Source organism: Methylomonas sp. 11b, assembly GCF_000515215.1.
GTDB lineage: Bacteria > Pseudomonadota > Gammaproteobacteria > Methylococcales > Methylomonadaceae > Methylomonas.
In genome coordinates this window covers 1699404-1722631 of sequence record NZ_KI911557.1, presented here as the reverse complement: position 1 = coordinate 1722631, position 23228 = coordinate 1699404, and the positions used below count along the sequence as shown (strand labels likewise).

The window sequence follows — 23228 nt, the reverse complement described above, 5'->3', positions numbered from 1 at the left end:
GTGCATGACCGCTATCTGTTGCTTGGCAAAACTGTCGGGTCGAACCTGTCGATGAACCGGTCGGTTTGGCTTATGTACGCTAACGAACTGTGTTTCATCGCACAAAGGCGTCTAATTCCTTACAACGCTTTCCCAGCCCGCGACTCCGCTAATCCTACCACCCGATCCGGCCCGGGGCGCAAAAATTTCACAGGGCGAATCGCTAGCCAGCCGCAACGGCCTAGCCTGGAAAGCCGGTTAGCGATGCTATTCGATGTTTAACTCACAGGAAAAAATCATGAAAACAATTACATACCCCGGATCGTTAACGACGATCTATGGCGTAAGCCTGATCGCGGCGCTGTTTGCCGTCGGTTGCGCGAGCATTCCGGCACCGACCGAACAAATGGCGGTGTCCAAGGCGGCAGTGAACAGCGCCAATAGCGCCGGCGGCAACGAATTTGCACCGGTAGCTTTGCGAGCGGCCATGGAAAAAATGGACGCCGCCGAACGGGCGATGGCGCGCGAAGATTATCTAATGGCCAGACAGCAAGCCGAACAAGCCCAGGTTGATGCTCAACTTGCGGCCTCTACCGCTCGTGCTGCCAAGGCGCAAAAGGCTGCTAGCGAGCTGCAGGAAGGCAATCGCGTGTTACGCGAAGAACTCAATCGCGTAACCCAATAATTCACAATGGAGACCATTATGCATACCTATCGATATTTATCCCTAACCCTGCTTGCCGCTGCGGTTGCTGCCGGCTGTAGCTCGGTGCCCAATGCATCCTTAATCGATGCTCACAACAGTTATAACAACGCCCGTATCAATTCCGACGTCAGCACGCTGGCAGAGCTGGAAATGAAGCAGGCGTCGGATACCCTGAAAAAGGCCGACGACGCTTACGCAAAGGACGACGATGATGAAAGCGTCACCCATCTGGCCTATATCGCTAACCAACAAGTGGCCATCGCGCAGGTAACCGCCAAGCGTAAAACCGCGGAAAAGGCGGTCAACAGTGCCGAAGCCAAGCGCAACGAGGTGCGTCTCGATGCCCGAACCGCGGAAGCGGATGCCGCCAAACGCCAAGCGGCGGCCAGTCAACTGACCGTAGACCGGCAAGCAACGGAATTGGTCATCGCCGGTATCAATAGCGAGCGCGACGAGGCCTTGATTGCGCAACAGGAAATCTTGATTAACGAACTGAATGCGAAGAAAACCGCACGCGGTTTGGTGATTACCTTGGGCGACGTGTTGTTTCGAACCAATAAAGCGCAGCTGCAATCCGGCGGAATGCGCAATGTCGACAAAATAGGCGACTTCCTAAAGGAATATCCCGACTATAAGGTATTGGTCGAAGGCTATACCGACAGCCGGGGTAGCGACGAACATAATCTGGAACTCTCCGACCGTCGCGCTTATGCAGTGCGCACCGCTTTGGTGGACGCCGGTGTGAACAGTGACCGAGTCAGAACGCGCGGTTACGGCGAGGAATATCCGGTTGCCGGTAACGATACCGCATCCAGCCGGCAGTTGAATCGCCGAGTGGAAATTATCATGTCGGACGAAAAGGGTAATATTGCCGCGCGTTAGTGCTATTTAGACAATTCGCCATTACCGGGTACAGCTTGATGTCACTGGGCTCCCGCTTTCGCGGGAGCGACGACATGCTTAGCTCGGCCCAATTTAACGCAGGCATTCCGTTCGGGCTGAGCGCTCAGTTCGCGCTCGGGACAAGCTTGTACGGCACCCAGCATTCCCAGACCACGGAGCAAAGACCATGAAACTAATCCACTATGCACTGATTTTGCCTTGGCTTGTCTACAGCTTTTCCGCTAGTGCGGATTCATCGCCACTGCGCACCCAAACCCAAGGCGACGTGGTTTTTGTCAGCGGCGGGATAGGCGGCGATGAACGGGATGCGCTGCAAGCGGTGCGCTCAGATTACAATCTGAGCCTGCAATTTTCCATGCAAGGCTCCGGCGAGTATCTCAGCGACGTGGCCGTCAGGATTAGCGGCGCAAATAATCAGACCGTACTGGAAACGGTCGCCGATGGCCCGATATTGTTTGCTAAACTCAAACCCGGACGGTATCGAATTAGCGCCGAACATGAAGGACAAGAGATCCGCAAAAGTGTAACGATAGACAACAAACACCGGTCGCCACTGTTGTTTACTTGGCCCAATAACTAGAATCGTCAGCTAAGCGTGATTCCTACAAGAGCCCGCAATACATTCAATCGCAGAGTGTGCGGCCAAGTATTAACCCGGCCTTTAATATCGTCGCTCCCGCGCAGGCGGGAGTCCATTTGCACGCTGGATTCGCTTCGCGGTCGCTTTCGCGGGAATGACGGCCACAGGGAGCAAAAGCGCACAGCTACTAAGCCAGCTCTAGCGTAATATTTGAACCACACGATCATCGTGGACTTTACCCGTTCCTGCTAAGATTAATTCAGTTTCGCAGCACTGCGAAGTAATCGAATCTACCAGCTGCGACATTGAAATGTCCCAAATACACGGAGGAAATCCATGAAATGGCTAAATAACACCGAACGTTACGGCACGCTCTCAATGGCGCTGCACTGGATAATCGTATTGTTGTTTGTCGCGATTTACGCCAGCATCGAACTACGCGAACTGTTTCCCAAGGGCAGCGATCCGCGCGAGGCCATGAAAGCCTGGCATTTTATGCTGGGTCTAAGCCTATTGGTGTTGATTGGACCGCGCTTGCTGTTTATGTTTCAAGGGCGGTATCCGGCTATCCAACCCGAACCGCCGCGCTGGCAAAATCTGCTGGGTCGCAGCATGCATCTGACTCTATACGCGCTGATGATAGTCATGCCCTTGTCGGGATGGTTGCTACTCAGCGCCGAAGCCAAACCAATTCCATTTTTTGGCTTACAACTGCCGGCGCTGATCGGCGAAAGTAAGAGCTTTGCCGAATTGATAGAGGGTTTTCACGAAACCGTCGGTACATTGGGTTATTTTCTGATCGGTTTGCATAGCGCCGCCGCGCTGTATCATCACTATATGCTGCGCGACAATACCCTGCGGCGAATGTTGCCGAAGTGCGGCGATTCCACCAAGGATTTGCCGGAATAACCGAGCCCGTCAAATCGAATAACGTTGTTGCCTAAACTCCGGCGTTCGAGTTATTTGCTTCATCCCTCAAGCTTTGAGCTTGGCTGTCTGAGTTATCTGCTCGATGGTTCGCGCGCCGAAGCTGGCCGTCGCCGCTATTTTCGGCATCGTTAGTGCTCAGAACCCGGATGGTCGAGAAAAATGCCCGACGGTCCGGGCGCCGAACTAAACGCTTGGGGTTTAGAGCCTGACGATCCGACCTCCTGGCCCGGCAACACTTATAGAAAACGAGACCACTATGCGCCTTGATAAATTTATCCTTGAAAATCTTGAAGGTATCCTGCATGAGTGGGAAGAATTCGCCGCAAACTACCTGCCGGACGCGGACGGCATGAATAAGCGCGAATTGGGCGATCACCTCAGACAGATGCTGCTCACGATTGCCGCTGATCTGGCTCGTCCCCAGTCCGCGAAGGATCAAAGCCAAAAGGCAAAGGGTCAACAAATCTCCGATGGTTCCGTAACCGCGGCAACCACGCATGGATCGGAACGTTTAGCGGCAGGTTTCAGCCTCAATTCCACGGTCTCCGAATTTCGTGCCCTGCGTGCCAGTGTGACCAGACTCTGGATAAAGCAGGATTTCAAGCAGATTAATGCAGAAACCGACTTGGGCGATCTGATCCGCTTCAACGAAGCCATCGATCAAGCTATCACCGAGTCGGTGGTCGGTTACTCGACCGAAAAAGAATATGACTCACGCATGTTCGAGACCATACTGGCGTGTGGTTCCGATCTAATCTTTAGCTTCGATCTTGACGGCAGGTTTGTGTATGCGAATAAACAACTGAAGGATTTATTCGGTCTGACGATGGAGGAAATGATAGGAAAAAATTGCTACGATCTGCACGTGCCGATTGCGGCAGAGCTACAGGGACAAGTTGAACAGGTGATTCGTTCCAAAGGGTCCGTTAGCCGGGAAGCGCCCTATACAGCCAGCTCCGGAAAACCGGTCTGGCATGACTATGTATTTACACCGGTGTTCAACAAAGACGGTGAGGTAGAGTCAGTCGTCTGTATAGGACACGACGTCACCGAACGTAGAGCCTCGGAACATAATAACTGGACTAAGGCCAACTATGATGATTTGACCGGATTGCCCAATCGCAGCTTTTTCACCCATCGGCTGGAAGAATCCGTCAAACACTCCCACCGTTTTGGTTCGCCCATTGCACTGCTGTTTATTGATTTGGATTATTTCAAGGAAATCAACGATCAATTCGGCCATGAGGCTGGCGACAGTTTGTTAAAGCAAACAGCAGAACGCATTCACGCCTGTGTTCGGGAAAGCGATACCGCTGCGCGTATCGGGGGCGATGAATTTATCGTTATCTTGAAGAACTTACAAAATCCGGAGCACGTTGAAATCGTCGCCGAAAAAATTCGGCAACGGCTGGCCGAACCCTTCGATCTTGGCAACCATACCATTCAAATCTCGGCCAGTATCGGCGTGTCGCTCTCTCCGCAGGATACGACTTATGCCACCGAGTTGGTGAATCATGCGGATTCGGCAATGTATGCCTCGAAAAACAAGGGACGGAATCAGGTCAACTTTTTCTCGCCGGATCAGACCCACCAAATGGGCTAATGGCGGACGCAGGGTTGCTGTCGTGTAACAGCAATTGTTAGCTAAACGTGCTGCTGCAAGACCTGTCCATCTTTGTTCAGGCGCTCTTTTTAGTGAAGGCTCATGGCCTACAGCGTAGGAAGCGTCGCAGTGGGGATAGTATCGGGATTCGTGATCACGCGGCGCTGCGGCAGGTAATCGAGCAGCAGATCCGTTTCCTTCTTGACCACGCTGTAGCACTCGCAACTCAGCGTTTCAAGTTTCGGCCGGTCGAGCACCTTGATTAACCCGCGCGAATAGGAAATCACCCCCCGCTGCTGCAAATTTAGCGCGGCCTGGGTGACGCTTTCGCGGCGCACACCGAGCATGTTGCTGATGAAATCCTGTGTCATGGTTAAGTGGTTGTGAGACAGGCGATCCATGGAAAGCAGGAGCCAGCGGCAGAGCTGCTGGTCGATCGAGTGCTGCCGGTTGCACACCGCGGTTTGCGAGATTTGCGTGATCAAGGCTTGCGTGTAGCGCAGCATCAGCATCAACAATTGGCCGTGGCGGTTGAATTCCTGTTTCACCTGTAGCCTGGGGAGCCGATAAGCAAAACCGGCACTCTGTACCATCGACCGGCTCGGTGTGCTCTCGCCGCCCAAAAACAAGGTGATGCCCAGCAAGCCCTCATTGCCCACCACGGAGATCGCGGTCGATGCGCCGTTTTCCATCATATATTGCAGCGACACTATAGAGTCTGTGGGAAAGTAAACGTGGCGCATGGGCCGCCTGGATTCATACAGCAGCGCGCGCAATGGCAACGGTACCAGTTCCAGGTAAGGAAACAAACGGCTTTGCACGTCCGGCGACAAGGCCGCGAGAAGATGATTGTGTTGCGGCTCAGGTTTGGCGGGCATTTAGACTCTTTTGGAACTGAAAGGTTAACAGGCTGTTGAAATTCTATACAGAACCTTAATCAGTATACCGAATGCTACCTCCGCCAACTACAACTCATTGAAATACAAATATTAGCATTCGGCATAGTCAGCTTTTTGTACCGCTTTGCGTATCGCCATCGAGAATTTCAACAACCTGCCAGAGATCGCCCGATCACAGCCGCATCTGTGCCCAGTACCTTGCCCGCCTCGCGCTTGGACTTGGATTTTGTGAAGGCGACCACATGCCTGCCCCTCGCGTCCGCCAACTTGATACCCATATGGCCCAGGCCGCCAATCCCGAACACCCCTCTTTGGTGCGAATAAATTTTCACCTATGAGTGCTTAATTTAACGGCATTGGCTTAAAGGCGAGGTGTGTGCGATAGCGTACAGACCCTGCCAGATCATCGGGTTAAGCTCTGATCTCCACTATTCGCGGAGGTTTATCATGAATCTGGCAATCGAACCCTTACTGGCGCTGGTGATCGGCATTTTGATTTTAGTCGTGCCCCGGTTTCTGAATTATTTCGTGGCGGTCTATTTGATTGTCGTGGGAGTGTTGGGGTTGATACACCGCTAGGTGCATGCTTAGTTCGAGCTGTTCTGCACAGTTTCACGTTAACGTCCTCACTCCTTAAGGAGCACTACCATGTCACTTAGCACACTGATACTCATCATACTGATCCTGATGTTGCTGGGCGTAATCCCGGTTTGGCCGCACAGCCGTTCTTGGGGCTATGGACCCAGCGGCGGCTTAGGCTTGGTGTTGATCATCATATTGATTCTACTGGTACTCGGCAGAATCTAGTTACACCTCTCCAAAGAAACGTTGGGCTCGATTCCCTTCGGCCCAACCAGTCTTTTTGCCAACCGCCTCCCAGCGAGGCCCAATCAACCTCGCCGACAGGCGATTGTCACCACATTCATCAGAACGGAGCACTAATCCATGGCCAAGCGGCGAGAACAACGGCGGCATGTTAGAAGCGAGCATCCGGGCGGCGAGGAAGCACCGATTCGTTTTGAATTATTCAATACCGAGCGCTTGGAGCAGCATGCGGTCAGTCTGGCAAAAGCCCAAAAAATCACCACGCTGAAGAAGGGCCATAAGTTAATTCCTCGGGTACGCGAGAATGCCTTGGTCTTGCTGGAAGCGTATAAATCCGTGGCCAAGGCAGTGCGCGAGCAGCATGCCATCACGCCCGCTGCGGAATGGCTGTTGGATAATTTTCATGTCATCGAAGAGCAGGTCAGCGATATTCATGTCGATCTGCCGGAAAGCTATTCGCGCGAACTACCCAAACTGGCCGAAGGCGTATTAGCCGGCTATCCGCGCGTTTACGGCATCGCCTGGGCTTTGGTGGCGCATACCGACAGCCGCTTCGCGCCGGACTTGCTGAATCTGTTCGTCAAGGCCTATCAAAGCGTCGAGCCGCTAACCTTGGGCGAACTATGGGCCATCCCGATTACGTTGCGGGTGTTGCTGGTCGAAAATCTCCGGCGCTTGGCGGTCAGCATCATGCGTTCGCAAAACGGCCGGCGCTTGGCGGACCAGTTTGTCGATCACGTCGAACAAGTGGTCGCCCGCAGCGATAGTCCGGATCCGGTCATTCCGGCTGGCGTGTTGCCGGCCGAACAGTTGCGCCAAGCCTATGCCGTGCAGATTTTGCAGCGCTCGCACGATCCGCATCCGGCGATTGCCTTGTCTTTGAAATTCCTCAGCGATTGGCTCGGCGAGCAAGGCCTGAGCCTGGACGACATCGTGCATCGGGAACACGCCGCGCAAATCGCCGACAACATGACGGTACGCAATATCATTACCAGCATGCGCGCCATCTCCGCGTTCGATTGGCCGCAGTTTGTCGAAGACGTCAGCCTGGTGGATGCCTGTTTACGCGCGCATGACGGCTATGCGGCCATGGACTTTCTGACGCGCGACCGTTACCGGCATGCCATAGAAGAACTTGCCAAGCGCTCGCCAGTATCGGAAGTTGAAATTGCACAATTGGCCATCGCTGAAGTGCAAATCGCCATAGATCAAGACAGTGGCGACGAACGGCAAATGGAGCCGGGATATTATCTGATCGGTGCCGGCCGTTATGCTTTCGAAGCAAAAGTGCATTACCGTTCGCCCTTTAAACAACGGCTGTTGCGTACCTATGTCAGTCATGCCGGGCTGGCCTATGTCGGCAGCCTGGGATTAATGACGCTGTGTTTATTGGCCTTGCCGTTGAGCCTATCCAGCGCCGCCGGATTGAACGGCTTTCAATTAGCCTTACTGGTTTTGGTCTTGGTATTTCCGGCATCGGATATCGCCGTTGGCCTGCTGAATCATTTTATTGTGGCCGGCCTGCCGCCCAATCATTTACCGCGTCTGGAACTAAAAGAGGGTGTGCCGGAAGCCTTGAGCACCTTCGTGGTCGTGCCGACTATGTTTGTCAGCGAAGCAGGGGTTAGACAACAAGTCGAACAAATGGAAATCCGCTATCTGGCCAACCCGGACGGTGCGGTGCGGTTCGCGCTGTTGTCCGATTGGACCGATGCCGAGCAGGAAACTCAAGCCAACGACGATAAGCTGTTGAGCGTGGCGATTGGGGCGGTCAATGCCTTGAACGCCAAGTACGCTCAGCAGCGCTTTTTTGTGTTTCACCGTAAACGTTTGTGGAACGCCAGTGAAGGCAAGTGGATGGGCTGGGAGCGTAAACGCGGCAAGTTACAGGAATTTAATCGTCTGCTGCGCGGCGCTACCGATACCTCGTTTCTGCCGATCGCTGGTCAACCTGCCGCCGCGCCGCCCGGCGTGTGCTACGTCATCACTCTGGATGCCGATACCAAGCTGCCGATGGGTGTGGTCGCGCAATTGGTTGGGGTGGCGGCACATCCGCTGAATAAGCCGGTGTTCGATGCCGACAGCCAGGCCATCGTGGATGGTTACGGTATCTTGCAGCCCAGAGTCACGCCTACCTTGCCGCAACGCCAGGAACGCTCGATGTTTCATCAAATTTTCGCCGGGGCCTCCGGCACCGATGCCTATTCCAGTTCGGTATCGGAGTTGTATCAGGATCTGTTTGGGCTGGGTACCTATAGTGGCAAGGGCTTGTATCATGTCGACAGTTTCGAGGCTGCGCTGGCCGGGCGGGTGCCGGATAACACTCAGCTCAGTCACGACTTATTCGAGAGCGTTTATGTACGTTGCGGCCTGGTCAGCGACATAGAGTTTTTCGAAGAATTCCCATCGCACACCGAAGTCGCAGACTCGCGCGGCCATCGATGGGCGCGTGGCGATTGGCAATTGATACCGTGGATTTTCGGCGCGCGCGGTAAAGGCATGCCACTGATAGGCCGCTGGAAAATGCTGGATAATCTGCGCCGCTCCTTGTCGGCGCCGGCGGCGTTTTCTGCGCTGGTTGTCAGTTGGGCCATACCGCAGGCGCCGCTAGCGATCCTGGTCGGTTTTGTGCTGACCGCGCTGGCTTTTCCGGCGGTTTTGGCATTTACTGCCGGTTTCACAGCGCCACGGCGCGGGGTTTCCTTCGCGACCCATCTGCGCGGCGCCTTAGAAGACGTAGCTTGGGCCTTGTGCAATAGTCTGGTGGCGTTGACCATGCTGGCACAACAAGCCTGGTTGATGACCGACGCTATCGTTACCACACTGGTGCGCTTGTTCATCACCCGCCGCAAACTGCTGAAGTGGGTGACTGCGTTGCAGGCCAAGTCAGGGGCAGGGTATGCGTTGAAGAATTTGATCCGCCCACTCAGTCATTCGTCCTCGGTGGTGTTTGGTGCCGGCGCGTTGGTGGTGCTGTGCAACCCGGACGCGATAGTCGCGGCCGCGCCGTTTTTACTGCTGTGGTGGCTGGCGCCGGTGGTGGCGCGGGCCTTGAGCCTGCCGCCCAAAATCGATATTGCCGAAGCATTGTTGCCGGCCGATAGCGCACAATTGCGTTTGTATGGCAGACGCATCTGGCGGTTTTTTACCACCTTTGTCACCGCCGAAGAACACTATCTGCCCCCGGATAATTTTCAGGAAGATCCGCAAGCGGTGATTGCCCACCGCAGTTCACCGACCAATTTCGGCCTGTATTTGTTGTCGGTGGTATCCGCGCGGGATTTCGGTTGGTTGGGCTTGACCGATACCGTCGAGCGTCTGGAAGCGACGCTGGCCACCCTGACCGACTTACCTAAACTGCACGGGCATTTTTACAATTGGTACGACACCCGCAACTTGCAGATGCTGGAACCGCGCTACGTGTCCACCGTCGATAGCGGCAATCTGGCCGGCCATTTACTGACGTTGGCGCAAGCCTGCCGGGAAATAGCCAGCAAGCCGCTGGATTTAACCAACGCTTTGCTTGGACTGGCCGATACGCATCGCTTATTGCTCAACGCGTTGGCCAACATCAACGATGACCGCCGCATCGTGACTGTTACGTTGCGAGAACTACGACAAAAAATCACCATCCTTGGCGAACTGCTGGCAAGTCGGCCCGTCGACACGGCCGGCTGGAGTGTGCTGTGGCAGCAATTGACCGTTTGCGCTAATGCTTTACTTGATTTGGCCAATGCGCATGCCGTCGAACGCGGCGATAGCCTGGACAACGAAGTGTTGGCCTGGGCAGCCTTTTTATGCGACGACATTCGTTCGCATGCCCGCGATGTGGCTACGTTGATCCCGTGGATTCATTTTCCCGAGCAATACCCGTCACTATGTTCGCAAAGTGCCGAACTCAGTCAACAATTCGGTTTGGAAACGCCGCTATGCAATCTGCCCGGCAGTTACACGATTTGGGCAAATCACGAAGAATATTCACAACCGGAAGCAGCGACAGCCGATAAAAAAGCCTTGATTGTGTTGTTACGTCGGGCCGGCGATCAAGCCAAGGCATTGCACAAACGTGTTGAGTTTATGGTTGAGCAGCTGGAAGGCATGTTTCGGGACATGGATTTTCGGTTTTTGTACGATACCAATCGACACATGTTTGCCATCGGTTATCGAGTGGCAGAAGGCGCTATCGATCCGAGTTATTACGATTTGCTGGCTTCCGAAGCCAGGCTGTCCAGCATTATCGCCATCGCCAAACGCGACGTGCCTAGTACGCACTGGTTCCACCTGGGGCGGCGGGTGACGCGGGTGGCCCATGGCACGGTATTGCTGTCGTGGTCGGGATCGATGTTCGAATATCTGATGCCGTCGCTGGTGACTTTTACCCCGCGCTACAGTCTGCTCGATCAGACTTGCCGCTTGGTGGTAAAGCGGCAGATCGCTTATGGCAAGGAGCGCGGTGTGCCCTGGGGCGTGTCCGAATCGGCATTCAATGGCCGCGATCTATACTTTACCTATCAATATTCCGCGTTCGGCGTGCCCGGTCTGGGTATGAAACGCGGCCTGGGCGAAGAATTGGTGATAGCGCCTTATGCCACGGCGTTGGCGGCAATGTATTTGCCGCATGCCGCCGTGGAAAATTTCGCCCGTCTGGAACGGGATGGTGCGCTTGGGCGATACGGTTTCTACGAAGCGCTGGATTTCACGCCGGTCCGCCTGGCGGAAGGTCAGCGTGTAGCCATGGTGCGTTGCTATATGGCGCATCACCAGGGCATGTCGCTGGTGGCATTTGCGAATGTGGTACACGACGGGGCGATGCGGCATCGCTTCCATCGCACCGCGCTGATTCAGGCGGCGGATTTATTATTACAAGAACGTATCCCGCATGGCGCCGACACTAGCGTGCTGCCGTTGTTACAAGAACTGTCCGATGTAAAAGAAACCGTGCAACCGCCGGTCCGCCGCGTGCCGTCGCCGATGTCGTCTGTGCCGTCCACGCTGCTGTTGTCCAACGGCCGTTACTCGCTGATGATCACCGCTGCCGGCTCGGGTTACAGCCAATGGCGGAACTTGGCGGTGACCCGTTGGCGCGAAGACAGCACCCGAGATGCCTGGGGCAGTTATTTGTATCTGCGCGATGTCGATAGCGGCCAAGTCTGGTCTGCCGGTTATCAGCCGACCACTGCTACCCCAGAGCATTATGAAGTGGTATTTGTCGAAGATCGGGCCCGCATCACGCGCACGGACGGTGCGATAGTTACTACTCTCGAAATCGTCGTATCGCCGGAGGACGATGCGGAAATCCGCCGCTTGAGCTTAACCAATAACAGCATGCACGAGCGGGAAATCGAAGTGACGTCTTATGCCGAAATCGTGCTAACGACCATGCAGGCCGATATAGCCCATCCGGCGTTTTCCAACCTATTCGTGCAGACTGAATACCTTCCACAAACCCGCGCCTTGCTCGCGCACCGCCGGCAACGTTCTGCGGAAGACCCGCAACTGTGGGCCGCGCATGTGCTGGCCGACCGGCAAACCGGTGACGGTTTGCAATACGAAACCGACCGTGCCCGTTTTATCGGCCGCGGCCAAACCTTGCGCGCGCCGTTGGCGGTGATGGACGGTCGGCCTTTGAGTAATACGGTCGGCTCGGTGCTGGATCCGATATTCAGTTTGCGCACCCGCATTAAAATCGCAGCGGGGGCGACTGAGCACTTGACCTTCACCACGCTGGTGGCTGCGTCAAGACAGGCGGCGGCAGATTTGTCTGACAAATATCACAATCTAATGGCCTGGGAACGGGCGTCGGCCTTGGCCTGGACCCATGCTCACGTACAACTGCATCATTTACATACCAAACCCGACGAGGCGCAGTTGTTTCAAATGCTGGCCAATCGTTTGCTCTATGCCGATCCGTCGTTACGGCCAGCCGGTAAGTTCCTCCAATTGAATGCGCTGAATGTCACCAGTTTGTGGCGCTACGGTATTTCCGGCGACAGACCCATCCTATTGCTGCGGGTCGGTGAGCCGGAAGATCGCGGTATTGTCGAGCAATTGCTGCGCGCGCACGAATATTGGCGGATTAAAGGCCTTGCCGTGGATCTGCTGATTCTGAATGAAAAGGAAGTGTCTTACGTCGAGGATTTACAGAATTTGCTGGAAACGCTGGTGCGGGAAAACCAGGCGCGTTCGGCCTCCGCGGAGCACGAGCAGCAGGGTGCTATTTTTGTGTTGCAGGCCAGGTTGTTATGTCTGGAAGATCGGCGCTTATTGCAAACATCGGCAAGAGCTATGTTGGTCGGAAATCGCGGCACCTTGGCCGAACAATTGTTACGGCATCCACGACCAGCCATGCCCTTCATTAGCAAGCAGCCATTATTGCTGCCGGCTGTCGAAGCACCGGCCTTGGCCGTGCCGCCGTTGGAGTTTTTCAACGGTCTGGGCGGTTTTGCTAACGATGGCCGCGAATATGTCATCGTGCTGGATAAAGGCCAGAGCACACCCGCGCCTTGGATTAACGTCATCGCCAATCCCGAGTTCGGTTTCACGGTCTCCGAGTTGGGTAGCGGCTGTACCTGGTGCGGCAATAGCCGGGAAAACCAGTTAACGCCTTGGTCGAACGATCCGGTCGGCGATGCGCCGGGCGAAGTATTTTATATACGCGACGAGGACAGCAACGAATTGTGGACACCGACCGCGCTGCCGATCCGCGTCGACAATGCCGGCTATTTGATTCGGCACGGCCAGGGCTATAGTCGCTTCGAGCATCATTCGCATGGCATTCATAGCGAATTGTTGCAGTTCGTCAGCCCGGACGATCCGGTCAAAATTTCTGCATTGACCTTGACCAATGTCTCGGGGCGCCGCCGCCGCTTGAGCGTGACCGCCTATCTGGAATGGGTGCTCGGCGCCTCGCGTAGCGTCACCGCGCCGCATATCGTCACGGAACTGGATGCGGAAACCGGCGCCATGCTGGCTTATAACCCTTGGGATCAAGAGTTTGGCGAGCGGATTGCCTTTGCCGACTTGGCCGGACGGCAGACTGCCTGGACGGCCAATCGCAGCGAGTTTCTCGGCCGCAACGGCAGTCTGGACGCGCCGGCCGGATTGTTGAACCGCAAACCGCTGAAAAACCGGGTCGGTGCCGGCATGGACCCTTGCGCGGCATTGCAAACCAGCATCGAGTTGGCCGCGGATGAAAAGATTGAGATCGTATTTTTTCTGGGGCAGGGCAAGGACAAAGCACATGCTGTGGAATTGATTCGTCGGCATCGTGCGGTTGACCTTGCCACGGCATTTGCCGAGGTCACGCAGTCGTGGCAGACCATACTGGGTAAGGTACAAGTCAAAACCCCGGATCGCGAGTTGGACGTGCTGTTGAACAGTTGGCTGCTATATCAAACCCTGAGTTGCCGGATGTGGGCCAGGGCTGCCTTCTATCAGGTGGGCGGTGCGTTTGGTTTTCGCGATCAATTGCAGGACAGCATGGCCTTGGCGGTGACCAGGCCGGATTTAACCCGCGCGCATATTCTACGAGCAGCCGCGCGCCAGTTTGAACCGGGCGATGTGCAGCATTGGTGGCATCCGCCTACCGGTCGTGGCGTACGTACCCGTTTTTCTGACGACCGGGTTTGGCTGCCGTTTGTGTTGGCGCATTATCTCAAGGTCAGCGGCGATACCCTGATACTGGAGGAATCATTACCGTTTCTGGAAGGGCCGGAGTTGGTGGCGGAACAGGATGATGCCTATTTTCATCCTACCGAAACCTTGCGAGCAGCCAGTCTGTTTGAACATTGCGCGCGCACGTTGGATTTAAGTCTGGCCACCGGCGCGCACGGTTTGCCCTTGATCGGTAGCGGCGACTGGAACGACGGCATGAATCGGGTCGGCAATCGCGGGCAGGGCGAGAGCATTTGGCTGGCCTGGTTTCTGATCAAAACTCTGTCAGAGTTTGCCGTGATAGCCGAAACACGTGGCGACAACGAACGCGCTGTACGTTGGCTTGAGCATGCCGGACAACTGCGGAGCGCCGTCGAAACGGAAGGCTGGGACGGCGCCTGGTACCGGCGCGCCTATTTCGACGACGGCTCGCCGTTGGGTTCGGCGACTAACTCCGAATGTCGCATCGATTCTATTGCACAGAGTTGGGGCATCATCTCCGGCGCCGCCGACCCGGAACGGGCGCGGCGGGCGATGGAGTCGGTACGCGAATATCTAGTGCGCTACGGCGACGATCTGCTGTTGTTATTCACGCCGCCGTTCGACAAGACCGAGCGCGATCCCGGCTATATCAAAAGCTATCCGCCCGGCATCCGCGAGAACGGCGGGCAATACACGCATGCGGCCATCTGGTCGGTGATTGCCTATGCCATGCTCGGTGAAGGCGATCAAGCTGGCGAATTGCTGCGCATGCTCAATCCAATCAAGCGCACCACCAGCCGCACCGGGGTCTATGCCTATAAGGTAGAGCCCTATGTGCTGGCGGCGGACATTTATTCCGAAGCCCCGCACGCCCGCCGAGGCGGCTGGACTTGGTACACCGGCGCGTCCGGTTGGTTTTATCGGGCCGGCTTGGAATCCATTTTGGGCTTACAAGTATGCGGCGACCGTTTGCTGTTCGAACCGTGCATACCCCGTGCCTGGCAGAGTTACAGCGTGACTTATCGGCATGGCGCCAGTGTGTACCAGATCAGCATTGATAACCCGAATGGTGTGAGCCGAGGCATTGCCAGCATGACACTAGATGGTGGGGCACAAATGCCTGGCGAGGGTATCAGGTTGTTGGATGACGGAAAATCACATCAGGTGTCGGTGGTGCTTGGCAGCTAGCGCTTTTGCCGGCAACTCTGTTCGTTGCCGTACCGACTGCGCTTGGCTTTGCAGCTATGGTAAGGACTGAGCGTTGTAAAACATAGTCCGCGCTTAGGTCATGGCTAATTCAGTTGTGGTCCACCATTTTGGAGATCAACATGAATAAAGCCCCTAAGAAAGACTCGGTCGAAACCGGGAAAAGCCAAGCTGGAGAAATTACCGGAAATACTCGCGATGACAAGACGATGGAAGTCGAAGACGACCTGAAGATGAGTGCCGGCAAAGATCGGGTCGGTTTTGTCGCTCTCCGGCGCAAAGCGAAGAAAGGCGATAAAAACGACCGTTATTGAACGCGCAATCTAAATACTACGCCAAGGACACAACCATGAAGTTTATCACCGTAATATGCGCCGGCATGCTGTTGGGCGTTAGTGCTATCCATGTTTATGCAGCGGAAAGTCATATCGCGCTGGCGCTGGAGCATGCACAAACAGCCGCTAAGTCCGGTGACGCAAAAACCATCGTGAATCATGCGGATGCAGCGAAGAGTCATATCAAAGTGCTCGACGAGCATTTAAAAGCCGGTGTCACGAGTCTGGATGCGGCGATCGCGCATGCTAAACAAGGTCACAGCGAATTAGCGAAAAAATCGGCAGAAGAAGCTGTTCTAAATTTGAACGCCGCTCAATAGGGCCAATCAGTTCTGCGATTTCAAGAAAAACGGCAGGTGAATTTCCCTGCCGTTTTTTTGTGCCTGTATTGACGCTAAGAATAGGCAAAAAAATAGCCGGTCGCATGCATGTCGCACGGCGCCGGCTACTTATCTAGGGTTTAGGCGTAAACCGTGGATTTACGACGTCCAGCATATAAGACGCCCAGCAAGGCGCTGGTCATCATCCATATTGAAGCCGGTAACGGCACTGCTGCCGGTCCGTCGCCGCTCGCTTGTGACGGGCTAATATCGAACGCGTACAAAAAGTGCAGATTGTTAAACTCCGAGGCATCCGCAAATGCCAGTAAGTTAGCGTCCGAGCCTAAATCAACGTTGCCGAATGCAGCACTCCAAACTCCGTCGGACAGCATTCCAATTTGGAAATTACTGGAACCCAGCAAAGTCCCGGATGAAGTGCCGGTGCCAATAGTGTAGTTAGCGCCGTTAGCCGTAAATGACACTGCGCCTACGCCGGTAAACGCGACGACAGGTGCTGCGGCACCGATAACGGCCGTATCTTCGAAAATCCCGAAGGTATCGGAGAGAGAAGGAAAGGGGAAGGAGGACTGGCTAAACGACAGAAAATTAACGTCGCCGTCGTTTGGCGCCCAAACGCTAGCAGAACTAGCACTGGAAGCCGCCAATAGGCAAATGGCGAGCGAGGTCTTTAAATAAGGGATCGTTTTCATAGGTATTTCTCAATAGGTTTAAGTTAACAAAGCGCCATCCAATGGCTCTTACCCTCAGCCGGCTTTACCAGGAAACGCCGGCTTTCACAGAGTTCATTCGACCGTTTGTTTGGGAGAGGTCGACATCCGCACAGTCTGTATTCCTCACTTATCCAGCGGATAGGCAAGGGAAGAGCTACCTGCCGGATAGTCTCGCGGCGGTTAAAAATCGTGGTGCTAGTGTCTGATAAGGATCGTGTAACCAGAGCGGTCAACACGATTGCGGCGGCTGGAGCGTTAAGAGGGTTGTTTCCGTTCTTAGGGTTGCGATTTGTCGGAAGAACGGGCGCGGTGCGGGGCACATTGAAAGTGTTAAATCCAATGGCCGTGGTTAACGGTAAGTATTTGAATAATCTGTCTAGGATTTGATTTGCTAAACCTATGGCAGGAGTTTAAGCAATAACGTCGCCGGCGTCGGTACGTTAGCCAACATTAGAAAGATGAATTGCATCCAGTGTCGGGCTGTCATTGACCGCAGGCGGCATGCGCTGTTAATTCGAGGGTTTCTTGAGTTAAGCGGCTATGCGTTCGGTTTGGGCCTGGAGGGTGTCGGACAAATTTTCTGCTTTGTCTTGAGGCCGTAAAAAGCGGTATATCTAGCTTCCAATCTATGTTCGTTGCCGCACCGACTTTGCTTGGGTTTGTTGATATTGTTCTTACTAAGCAGCGGGAGAATCTTCCGCGCTTGGTCATGGCGTTTTGCTCATGGCTAATCCAGTTGGAGATCATCATGAATAAAGATCAAGTAAAAGGCCGCGTTGAAGAAGTTAAAGGCAAAGTCAAAGAAGCTGCCGGCGTGATATTGGACGACAAAGAGTTGGAGTTAAAAGGCAATGTCCAGAAAAATTTGGGTAAGGCCCAGTCCGGCTTCGGCGATCTGAAGCAAGATATTAAAGACGAGCTATAAGCCGCTGCATTTGCGCGCCATCCTGAGTTTATTTTGGCAGTTAGGGGAGAACGATCATGCTTGAAACTGTAGCCGTACTATTTATCATCCTTTGGGCGCTAGGCTTGGTGTCTGCGTACACGCTTGGCGGATTCATTCATCTATTGCTAGTAATCGCGCTTATAGCGATTGTGCTTCGCATAATTCAAGGTCGAAGGGCTTTATAAGTATTGCGAAGCAAGTGTTTGCTTTTATCGATTGTTTGGTCTGGCTCTGTGCCAGAGCTAATTTTGGAATGGCTAGCCGTAGAGTTTTGATGCGGCTGGTCAAGCCGGGCTTATCCAAAATCATTTACGAGGGAACAACATGAGTGCAGTCAAAATCATGGCCACGCTGTTGATTATTGCCGGGGTATTGGGCCTGATCTACGGTGGTTTCAGCTATACCAAGGAAACGCAGCAGGCCACGTTAGGTCCGTTCGAACTGTCGGTGAAAGATACTCAGACTGTCAATGTGCCGGTTTGGGCAGGCATAGCGACCATAGCGGTGGGTAGTGCGTTATTGTTTGCGGCAAGTAGGAAAAATTAGGCAAGCGTGGCGGGCTTGCCAAAAGCCGCTAAACGTTAGCCCGGGTCTTCCGCTTTATTGGTAGTCCTAGTCTCGCGATTATGTCGCCGTGCAACAGCAGGTTTGCTTCGCGATTGCTGAAAGCGTTTCGTCAGCCAGGTTATTGGCAAGGCGTTGTATAACGAATGTGCCGAAAGCAGCAGGCTCAGAACAGTGCGTAAATGTGTGCTTGCCGGGACGTTGCGATTTTCAATAGGCTCCGGCAGTGGGGCTGTGCGGGGCGGCGTCGGGCATTTACTGAGTTCGCCGGCTATAAATCCTATGCCGCTTGCCAACACCAGGGTGGCGGGCGCGGTCATTTGTTTGTAGATGTTTTCCAGCAGGGACGTGGTGCGATGTCCGAGCGACTGGCGACGCTTCAACACTTGCCGTTCCGCAATTTTGATTTGCGCATTCAAGGAGCCGACAGGCTTTATTCGTTGCTTCCAGGCCGGCATCATCAGACGAGGTCCTTAACGGCATAGTCTTTAGACACGGGTTTAAGGCTGTGCTGTGTGGCCGGGAATTGTAGATAGCGGCTGCGGCGGCGGATCACGCCAAACAGGATTAATGCCAGCAGTAAATTACCTGCTACTGCCAGTAATATGGCGCTACTGGCCTGTAGATCATGCTCAATAAGCCACTGTACTCCGGCTGCCATTAAACCTAACCAGGCGGCACTCAGCAGCAAACCAAGCATTACAGCGGCCGCGAGCATCGTAGTCAGGCTTTGGCCTGCCCGCCGCGTTTCCAACGCGGCAAGCCGGAAGCGATCATGGCTTAAACCCTGTAAGTCTTCCCACAGCAGTTGAATGTCCGCCAATATGCCGATGTCGTCGGACGGCTCGGCATGCGTGGCGGACTGCCCCGCGCTTTCCTCGGTCCTTGTGGACGCATTTGGGTCCATGGACAACGGGCAGTTAGCGGCTGCTCAACAGGCGGCTCAGCAGAAAGCCGCTGGCTACCGCAATCCCCAATGTCGTTACCGGATTGTCGCGGATATAGACCTGGCAGTTTTTCACGATGCGCTGCTCGGCGGTTTTTAGCTGTTCGCTTTTTTGGTCAAGCGATTCAGCGGCTTGGTGAGAGGCACTGGCGATTTTATCGACCGCTTCGTGGGCGAAGTTGGAGGCTTTATCAATGGTTTCCATAATGTTTTCCTAGGTTATTTAAGACGCATATCGTTTTTGACCGACTCTACGCCTTTGACACCGCGAGCAATTTCCACGGCTTTATTGATGTCGGCCTGGCTGCCGACGAAGCCGCTCAATTGCACGACACCTTTAAAAGTTTCCACGTTGATCTGGCCGGATCTCAGGTTGGGTTCGTCGAATAACATTGCTTTCACCTTAGTAGTGATGACGCTGTCGTCGACATATTCGCCGGTGCCTTCGTGTTTATGCGTCGATGCGCAACCGGAGGCAGCGAGTAAAGTGAGGGCCACAATAAATGCGACAAACAATCGGCTGAGGTTTTTCATAGGTAATTCTCCCGGACTAAAAATAAGATGAGGCTGTGCGGCTAATGCTTAGCCGTAATCTGGCGAATACTTGCAAGCGTAAATCGGACGAGTCCGGCGTGGCGGTTTAGGCGACTAACGGATACTCGCGCATGTGCGGCAAGTAAAGGCGGGGCTGAGGTGGTGAAACCTTGAATGAACTATAAGCACAAAGCCAGCCTTAGTCGGTGCGTTAGCGTACATACACCGCTAACGCCGGCCTTTGCAGAAGATGGGATTGGCAGCCGAATAACGCATACCGGGAAATTTATCTGTTTGCCGCTTATGTGTGCTACCGCACCGACGGAGGGTTGCTGTTGCGAATAAGCTACTTATGAGCTTATTTACAACAATGCCATCCGTTTCGCGCTAGTTCTCCTTGCGGCAACCTGGTGTTAGTTACCCATTTCGATCTTTACCATAAAGGAATAATTATGCTTAACAGACATGTATTGCCGATAGCCGCCTTAGCTGGTCTGGCTATGGTGCCGCAAACCCAAGCCGCTGATCAATCGCAAGATAATCGCTGGTATGTCGCGCCGTTCGCGACGTTTATCAATAGCGGCGGCGACAGACGGGCGAGCGACGGTTGGGGCGGCGGTGTTGGCGTGGGCAAAATCATCGATCAACATTTTAACGTTGAGTTAAAAGGCTTTTATCAAGGTTTTGGCGGCGATAACGGCCCTTGGGATTTGGCCGGTGGTAGTGCCGATGTGCAGTATTATTTATTCCGCGACAAATTCTCGCCATATGCAGTACTAGGCTTGGGCGGTATGAACACCTGTGCATCCGCCAACTGCGGCATCGGTTTCATCGGCGAAGCCGGCGTCGGTGCCACTTACGAGGTGAACGACAATTTATTGATACGTAGCGATGTACGTTACCGCTACAACAATAATTTCAATGCTCATGTACAGCCGGGCACCGACGAATTCCACGATATGACGGTCAATCTGGGTGTGGTGATTCCGTTTGGCGACAAACCTAAATATGCGGCAAAGTCCGACGCTCGCATGGCACCGCCGCCGATCGTGGCGGCATCTAAACCCGATTGCAGCGTACTGGATGCGGATGCCGACGGCGTCAACGATTGCTTGGATAAATGCCCTGGTACCATCAAAGGCGCCATGGTTGATCCGAAAGGTTGTGCGGTTCGATTGATACTGAAAGGTCAGCATTTTAAATACGATTCCGCTGAATTGAGTTTAAACGCCAAAGAACTTTTGGATGGCGTCGCCAAAGACTTGATCGCATTCCCGCAGAAAAATGAAATTCAGGTGCAAGGCCACGCCAGCAGCGAAGGCAGCGATTCCTATAATATGACGCTCTCGCAACGCCGGGCACATTCAGTCGTTGAATATCTGAAATTGAAAGGCGTCTCCAACAAATTGTCCGCAAAAGGCTATGGCGAAACCCAACCCATCGCCGATAACGAGACGGAAGTTGGTAAATCAGAAAATCGCCGGGTCGAGTTGATCTGGATTGAATAAGGATTGCCAATTGCCTAAATTGGGCTTTGGTGCATAACTTAAGTACCCGACAAAAGTAGCAAAGCCCAAATCAAAGGAAGTCTTCAACTTTCAGGGAAGAATTTAAAGGGCAACGGTTGAGAAAATCGAGTCCGTAAAGGAATAGACTTGAGATACTGGCGGATAGTTTTATAGCAAGATAAATTCAGGCAAAAGGAGGGTGTCCTGAATTTTTTTTTGTAAACGGGATTTAATTATCGGTAGGGCATCTTGTCGTCAAACCGAATCAAAGCCGCTTTCCAGTCATGCAATGGCATCGTCCAATTTTGACTGATAGTCATTAGGGCCACATAGAACAATTTCGATAAGGCCTCTGTAGTGGTCAACTCAAAATGGGGGGATTGCCGGCAGAGCTCTAACTTGTACTAACTTAGACGTTACCATGTCTTTTTTGAGGACCTTACGCATCCTCGATTCGGCTACCATCGCGATGAATCCGACGTCGTAACTATCAAGCTCCGTCGATTACACTTATCCATTTACGGTCGGACATTCAACCGTCGTTGGCAATAAGCTCTTATAGCGCACTGAAAAGGCTGCTCCCGCATTACGATAAAGGCCATGGCGTGTTGCAGTTTCCTTAAATCAGGAATATTTTTTAGTATCGTCTTTATGGGTTTCAGTTGATCGTTTTGATTGGCTTGCCCCTCCCAACTTTCCCGAGTAGTCATTTCAATTTTTCCGGAAATCTAATTTCCATGGGCTGATTAAAGTTATCCCAAGCATTTTTGCATAAATCGATTTTGTCGTCGGCCAACATGTCAACTAATCGGTCCGGTATGACCAGAGTCAGCTTGGTTGATGATTATCTGCATTGACTCGTTTAATTTCCAACGTTGACTATAATTTCCAGCGATTCCGGTTCTAATTGAAATAGTTTTAGGGTGTGTGGAGCTTCAAGCAATTGCGGCTTTTCTTGCTGTATGGTGAATCTTTATTGGGAAGGCAAAATCATGGTAAAGCGCTTAACGGGTTGTCTATTTGCTGTTTTTTTTACCGGCTGTGCAACGCTTAGCCAACAAGACTGCAAGCGGGGTGATTGGTTTGGTTTGGGGGTTCAAGACGGCCGTTCCGGTGCGACCAGTGATAGGCTAAATGATCACCAGAAAGCATGTTCGGAATACGGCGTCGCGGTGAATGATTCGCAGTATTTTGCTGGCCGCGAACAGGGCATAAGAGAATACTGTCGGATCGAGAACGCTTTTGAAGAGGGTTTGCAAGGGCACGATTATCGCCATGTTTGCCCGCCATCTATTGACGGTGTATTTAGCCGGTACCACGCAGCGGCTTACGCTGTGCATAAAGAACGCGCCGAACTGGATAGGATAGATAATGAACTTTCCAGCAAAGAAATCAGCTTGGGGGATAACAAGTTAAACGACAAAGACCGGGCCAAAATTCGTAACGATATAAGTCACTTGAGGCGTAACCGAGATCGCGCTCGGGATGATCTTTACTACCACGAACGGCAACTCAACGAGTTTCGCCATGAATCTCAGTCTTATCGCTGAGCCGCTTCTTGGGATTCGGGGGGATTCGTTGCAAGTATCCGGATGAAGCTTCCCCGAATCAAGCACAGATAACTCATGATCAAAACACGGTGTCTGTTACGCAAGACGGTCATTGATGATTTTTGACGTAACTCTCCTTTAAGTTTCCTGGGAGCGTCTTTTCCGCGAAGGTATTTGCTAGCCGGCCGCTAAATTACTATCAACTAAGATCTACGGCTGACAAAATATAAACTTATGACAGTCATACGTGTTGCTTTGCGAGTATGTTGACGGAATCAAACTTAGTTGCTGTTAATAGAACAGGCCCTAAATTAACTCATTCCCTCGGTTCGGGTTTGCCGTCGCTCAGCCTTTCCTGCTTGTCTTTCTCGAACTCGTGTTTCACGAAAAACAGGCCCCCCATTAAACCCAACAACATCAGGATTTCCAGTATTTCTCTCATCATTTCAGCCACGTTTAATTTAGGAAAAAGCCTTGTTACTTCAATGAGGTGACTAATGATTATTTGGATGTGCTAAAGGGATATGG

At 53.3% G+C, this 23228-nt stretch carries 22 protein-coding genes; 15 read left to right on the top strand and 7 right to left on the bottom strand.

The features are described 5' to 3' along the window. The first annotated feature begins 277 nt into the window (after positions 1–277). The 5 genes from METH11B_RS0108145 to METH11B_RS0108120 all read left to right on the top strand — a co-directional run bounded on the left by METH11B_RS0108145 (position 278) and on the right by METH11B_RS0108120 (position 4701). The gene (locus METH11B_RS0108145) at positions 278–664 is read left to right on the top strand and encodes a DUF4398 domain-containing protein (protein ID WP_020485203.1); all 387 of its coding nucleotides are present in this window, start codon (positions 278–280) and stop codon (positions 662–664) included. 18 nt (positions 665–682) lie between these two features. Further along, complete coding sequence (locus METH11B_RS0108140; RefSeq protein WP_026601597.1) at positions 683–1567, top strand: OmpA family protein; 885 nt, start codon at positions 683–685, stop codon at positions 1565–1567. A 187-nt stretch (positions 1568–1754) separates the two neighbouring features. Continuing rightward, positions 1755–2168: a hypothetical protein gene (locus METH11B_RS0108130; RefSeq protein ID WP_026601595.1), complete on the top strand. Its 414-nt coding sequence runs from the start codon at positions 1755–1757 to the stop codon at positions 2166–2168. 336 nt (positions 2169–2504) lie between these two features. After that, positions 2505–3077, top strand: a complete 573-nt coding sequence (locus METH11B_RS0108125; RefSeq protein WP_020485206.1) for a cytochrome b — start codon at positions 2505–2507, stop codon at positions 3075–3077. A gap of 277 nt (positions 3078–3354) precedes the next feature. Further along, positions 3355–4701 (top strand): diguanylate cyclase domain-containing protein, encoded by a 1347-nt coding sequence (locus tag METH11B_RS0108120; protein ID WP_026601594.1) that lies wholly within the window; start codon positions 3355–3357, stop codon positions 4699–4701. Between the two features lie 107 nt (positions 4702–4808). Here the strand turns inward: METH11B_RS0108120 and METH11B_RS0108115 are convergent, their stop codons facing one another. Next, positions 4809–5579 (bottom strand): Crp/Fnr family transcriptional regulator, encoded by a 771-nt coding sequence (locus METH11B_RS0108115; RefSeq protein WP_020485208.1) that lies wholly within the window; start codon positions 5577–5579, stop codon positions 4809–4811. Positions 5580–6047: 468 nt separating this feature from the next. Here METH11B_RS0108115 and METH11B_RS28445 point away from each other — a divergent pair, with 468 nt between their 5' ends. From METH11B_RS28445 to smbP, 5 genes are all read left to right on the top strand, one after another. Continuing rightward, complete coding sequence (locus METH11B_RS28445; protein WP_020482748.1) at positions 6048–6179, top strand: DUF3096 domain-containing protein; 132 nt, start codon at positions 6048–6050, stop codon at positions 6177–6179. Between the two features lie 69 nt (positions 6180–6248). Further along, positions 6249–6407: a DUF3309 family protein gene (locus tag METH11B_RS28440; RefSeq protein ID WP_020482747.1), complete on the top strand. Its 159-nt coding sequence runs from the start codon at positions 6249–6251 to the stop codon at positions 6405–6407. Between the two features lie 138 nt (positions 6408–6545). Beyond that, complete coding sequence (locus tag METH11B_RS0108095; RefSeq protein ID WP_026601593.1) at positions 6546–15248, top strand: GH36-type glycosyl hydrolase domain-containing protein; 8703 nt, start codon at positions 6546–6548, stop codon at positions 15246–15248. A 140-nt stretch (positions 15249–15388) separates the two neighbouring features. Further along, complete coding sequence (locus tag METH11B_RS0108090; RefSeq protein WP_026601592.1) at positions 15389–15580, top strand: hypothetical protein; 192 nt, start codon at positions 15389–15391, stop codon at positions 15578–15580. A gap of 35 nt (positions 15581–15615) precedes the next feature. Next, positions 15616–15921, top strand: a complete 306-nt coding sequence (smbP, locus tag METH11B_RS0108085; RefSeq protein ID WP_036277120.1) for a small metal-binding protein SmbP — start codon at positions 15616–15618, stop codon at positions 15919–15921. Positions 15922–16061: 140 nt separating this feature from the next. On the opposite strand, the gene METH11B_RS0108080 is transcribed toward smbP, so the two are convergent. After that, positions 16062–16631, bottom strand: a complete 570-nt coding sequence (locus tag METH11B_RS0108080; protein WP_026601590.1) for a hypothetical protein — start codon at positions 16629–16631, stop codon at positions 16062–16064. A 769-nt stretch (positions 16632–17400) separates the two neighbouring features. Between METH11B_RS0108080 and METH11B_RS0108075 the strand changes: the two genes are divergently transcribed. The 3 genes from METH11B_RS0108075 to METH11B_RS0108065 all read left to right on the top strand — a co-directional run bounded on the left by METH11B_RS0108075 (position 17401) and on the right by METH11B_RS0108065 (position 18144). Then, on the top strand, positions 17401–17577 hold the full coding sequence (locus METH11B_RS0108075) for a CsbD family protein (RefSeq protein ID WP_026146928.1): 177 nt from the start codon (positions 17401–17403) through the stop codon (positions 17575–17577). Between the two features lie 56 nt (positions 17578–17633). Beyond that, complete coding sequence (locus METH11B_RS29085) at positions 17634–17783, top strand: lmo0937 family membrane protein (RefSeq protein ID WP_020482741.1); 150 nt, start codon at positions 17634–17636, stop codon at positions 17781–17783. Positions 17784–17922: 139 nt separating this feature from the next. Beyond that, complete coding sequence (locus METH11B_RS0108065; protein WP_020482740.1) at positions 17923–18144, top strand: hypothetical protein; 222 nt, start codon at positions 17923–17925, stop codon at positions 18142–18144. Positions 18145–18179: 35 nt separating this feature from the next. Here METH11B_RS0108065 and METH11B_RS26455 read toward each other — a convergent pair whose 3' ends face one another. From METH11B_RS26455 to METH11B_RS0108045, 4 genes are read right to left on the bottom strand one after another with little or no spacing between them, the layout of a single operon-like run. Continuing rightward, positions 18180–18623 (bottom strand): hypothetical protein, encoded by a 444-nt coding sequence (locus METH11B_RS26455; RefSeq protein WP_026601589.1) that lies wholly within the window; start codon positions 18621–18623, stop codon positions 18180–18182. Beyond that, positions 18623–19069: a phage holin family protein gene (locus METH11B_RS0108055; protein WP_026601588.1), complete on the bottom strand. Its 447-nt coding sequence runs from the start codon at positions 19067–19069 to the stop codon at positions 18623–18625. The genes METH11B_RS26455 and METH11B_RS0108055 overlap by 1 nt, the downstream gene beginning before the upstream one ends. 13 nt (positions 19070–19082) lie before the next feature. Next, on the bottom strand, positions 19083–19313 hold the full coding sequence (locus tag METH11B_RS0108050; RefSeq protein WP_026601587.1) for a DUF883 family protein: 231 nt from the start codon (positions 19311–19313) through the stop codon (positions 19083–19085). A gap of 14 nt (positions 19314–19327) precedes the next feature. Beyond that, positions 19328–19642: a BON domain-containing protein gene (locus METH11B_RS0108045; RefSeq protein WP_026601586.1), complete on the bottom strand. Its 315-nt coding sequence runs from the start codon at positions 19640–19642 to the stop codon at positions 19328–19330. Between the two features lie 452 nt (positions 19643–20094). Between METH11B_RS0108045 and METH11B_RS0108040 the strand changes: the two genes are divergently transcribed. After that, a complete protein-coding gene (locus METH11B_RS0108040; RefSeq protein WP_026601585.1) occupies positions 20095–21150 on the top strand; it encodes an OmpA family protein in 1056 nt (351 codons plus the stop codon). Positions 21151–22142: 992 nt separating this feature from the next. Further along, positions 22143–22700: a DUF2799 domain-containing protein gene (locus METH11B_RS27730; protein ID WP_197026938.1), complete on the top strand. Its 558-nt coding sequence runs from the start codon at positions 22143–22145 to the stop codon at positions 22698–22700. A gap of 316 nt (positions 22701–23016) precedes the next feature. Here the strand turns inward: METH11B_RS27730 and METH11B_RS29955 are convergent, their stop codons facing one another. Further along, on the bottom strand, positions 23017–23145 hold the full coding sequence (locus tag METH11B_RS29955) for a hypothetical protein (RefSeq protein ID WP_269319469.1): 129 nt from the start codon (positions 23143–23145) through the stop codon (positions 23017–23019). Between the last annotated feature and the right edge of the window lie 83 nt (positions 23146–23228).

Excerpts from the sequence above, each read along its gene's own strand:
- METH11B_RS0108120 (WP_026601594.1), top strand. The coding sequence starts at position 3,355 with ATGCGCCTTGATAAATTTATCCTTGAAAATCTTGAAGGTATCCTGCAT.
- METH11B_RS0108080 (WP_026601590.1), bottom strand. The coding sequence starts at position 16,631 with ATGAAAACGATCCCTTATTTAAAGACCTCGCTCGCCATTTGCCTATTG.
- METH11B_RS0108075 (WP_026146928.1), top strand. The coding sequence starts at position 17,401 with ATGAATAAAGATCAAGTAAAAGGCCGCGTTGAAGAAGTTAAAGGCAAA.
- METH11B_RS28445 (WP_020482748.1), top strand. The coding sequence starts at position 6,048 with ATGAATCTGGCAATCGAACCCTTACTGGCGCTGGTGATCGGCATTTTG.
- METH11B_RS0108145 (WP_020485203.1), top strand. The coding sequence starts at position 278 with ATGAAAACAATTACATACCCCGGATCGTTAACGACGATCTATGGCGTA.
- METH11B_RS28440 (WP_020482747.1), top strand. The coding sequence starts at position 6,249 with ATGTCACTTAGCACACTGATACTCATCATACTGATCCTGATGTTGCTG.
- METH11B_RS0108045 (WP_026601586.1), bottom strand. The coding sequence starts at position 19,642 with ATGAAAAACCTCAGCCGATTGTTTGTCGCATTTATTGTGGCCCTCACT.
- METH11B_RS27730 (WP_197026938.1), top strand. The coding sequence starts at position 22,143 with ATGGTAAAGCGCTTAACGGGTTGTCTATTTGCTGTTTTTTTTACCGGC.
- METH11B_RS0108115 (WP_020485208.1), bottom strand. The coding sequence starts at position 5,579 with ATGCCCGCCAAACCTGAGCCGCAACACAATCATCTTCTCGCGGCCTTG.
- smbP (WP_036277120.1), top strand. The coding sequence starts at position 15,616 with ATGAAGTTTATCACCGTAATATGCGCCGGCATGCTGTTGGGCGTTAGT.
- METH11B_RS0108055 (WP_026601588.1), bottom strand. The coding sequence starts at position 19,069 with ATGGACCCAAATGCGTCCACAAGGACCGAGGAAAGCGCGGGGCAGTCC.
- METH11B_RS0108050 (WP_026601587.1), bottom strand. The coding sequence starts at position 19,313 with ATGGAAACCATTGATAAAGCCTCCAACTTCGCCCACGAAGCGGTCGAT.
- METH11B_RS26455 (WP_026601589.1), bottom strand. The coding sequence starts at position 18,623 with ATGATGCCGGCCTGGAAGCAACGAATAAAGCCTGTCGGCTCCTTGAAT.
- METH11B_RS29955 (WP_269319469.1), bottom strand. The coding sequence starts at position 23,145 with ATGATGAGAGAAATACTGGAAATCCTGATGTTGTTGGGTTTAATGGGG.
- METH11B_RS0108125 (WP_020485206.1), top strand. The coding sequence starts at position 2,505 with ATGAAATGGCTAAATAACACCGAACGTTACGGCACGCTCTCAATGGCG.
- METH11B_RS0108090 (WP_026601592.1), top strand. The coding sequence starts at position 15,389 with ATGAATAAAGCCCCTAAGAAAGACTCGGTCGAAACCGGGAAAAGCCAA.
- METH11B_RS29085 (WP_020482741.1), top strand. The coding sequence starts at position 17,634 with ATGCTTGAAACTGTAGCCGTACTATTTATCATCCTTTGGGCGCTAGGC.
- METH11B_RS0108040 (WP_026601585.1), top strand. The coding sequence starts at position 20,095 with ATGCTTAACAGACATGTATTGCCGATAGCCGCCTTAGCTGGTCTGGCT.
- METH11B_RS0108140 (WP_026601597.1), top strand. The coding sequence starts at position 683 with ATGCATACCTATCGATATTTATCCCTAACCCTGCTTGCCGCTGCGGTT.
- METH11B_RS0108065 (WP_020482740.1), top strand. The coding sequence starts at position 17,923 with ATGAGTGCAGTCAAAATCATGGCCACGCTGTTGATTATTGCCGGGGTA.
- METH11B_RS0108095 (WP_026601593.1), top strand. The coding sequence starts at position 6,546 with ATGGCCAAGCGGCGAGAACAACGGCGGCATGTTAGAAGCGAGCATCCG.
- METH11B_RS0108130 (WP_026601595.1), top strand. The coding sequence starts at position 1,755 with ATGAAACTAATCCACTATGCACTGATTTTGCCTTGGCTTGTCTACAGC.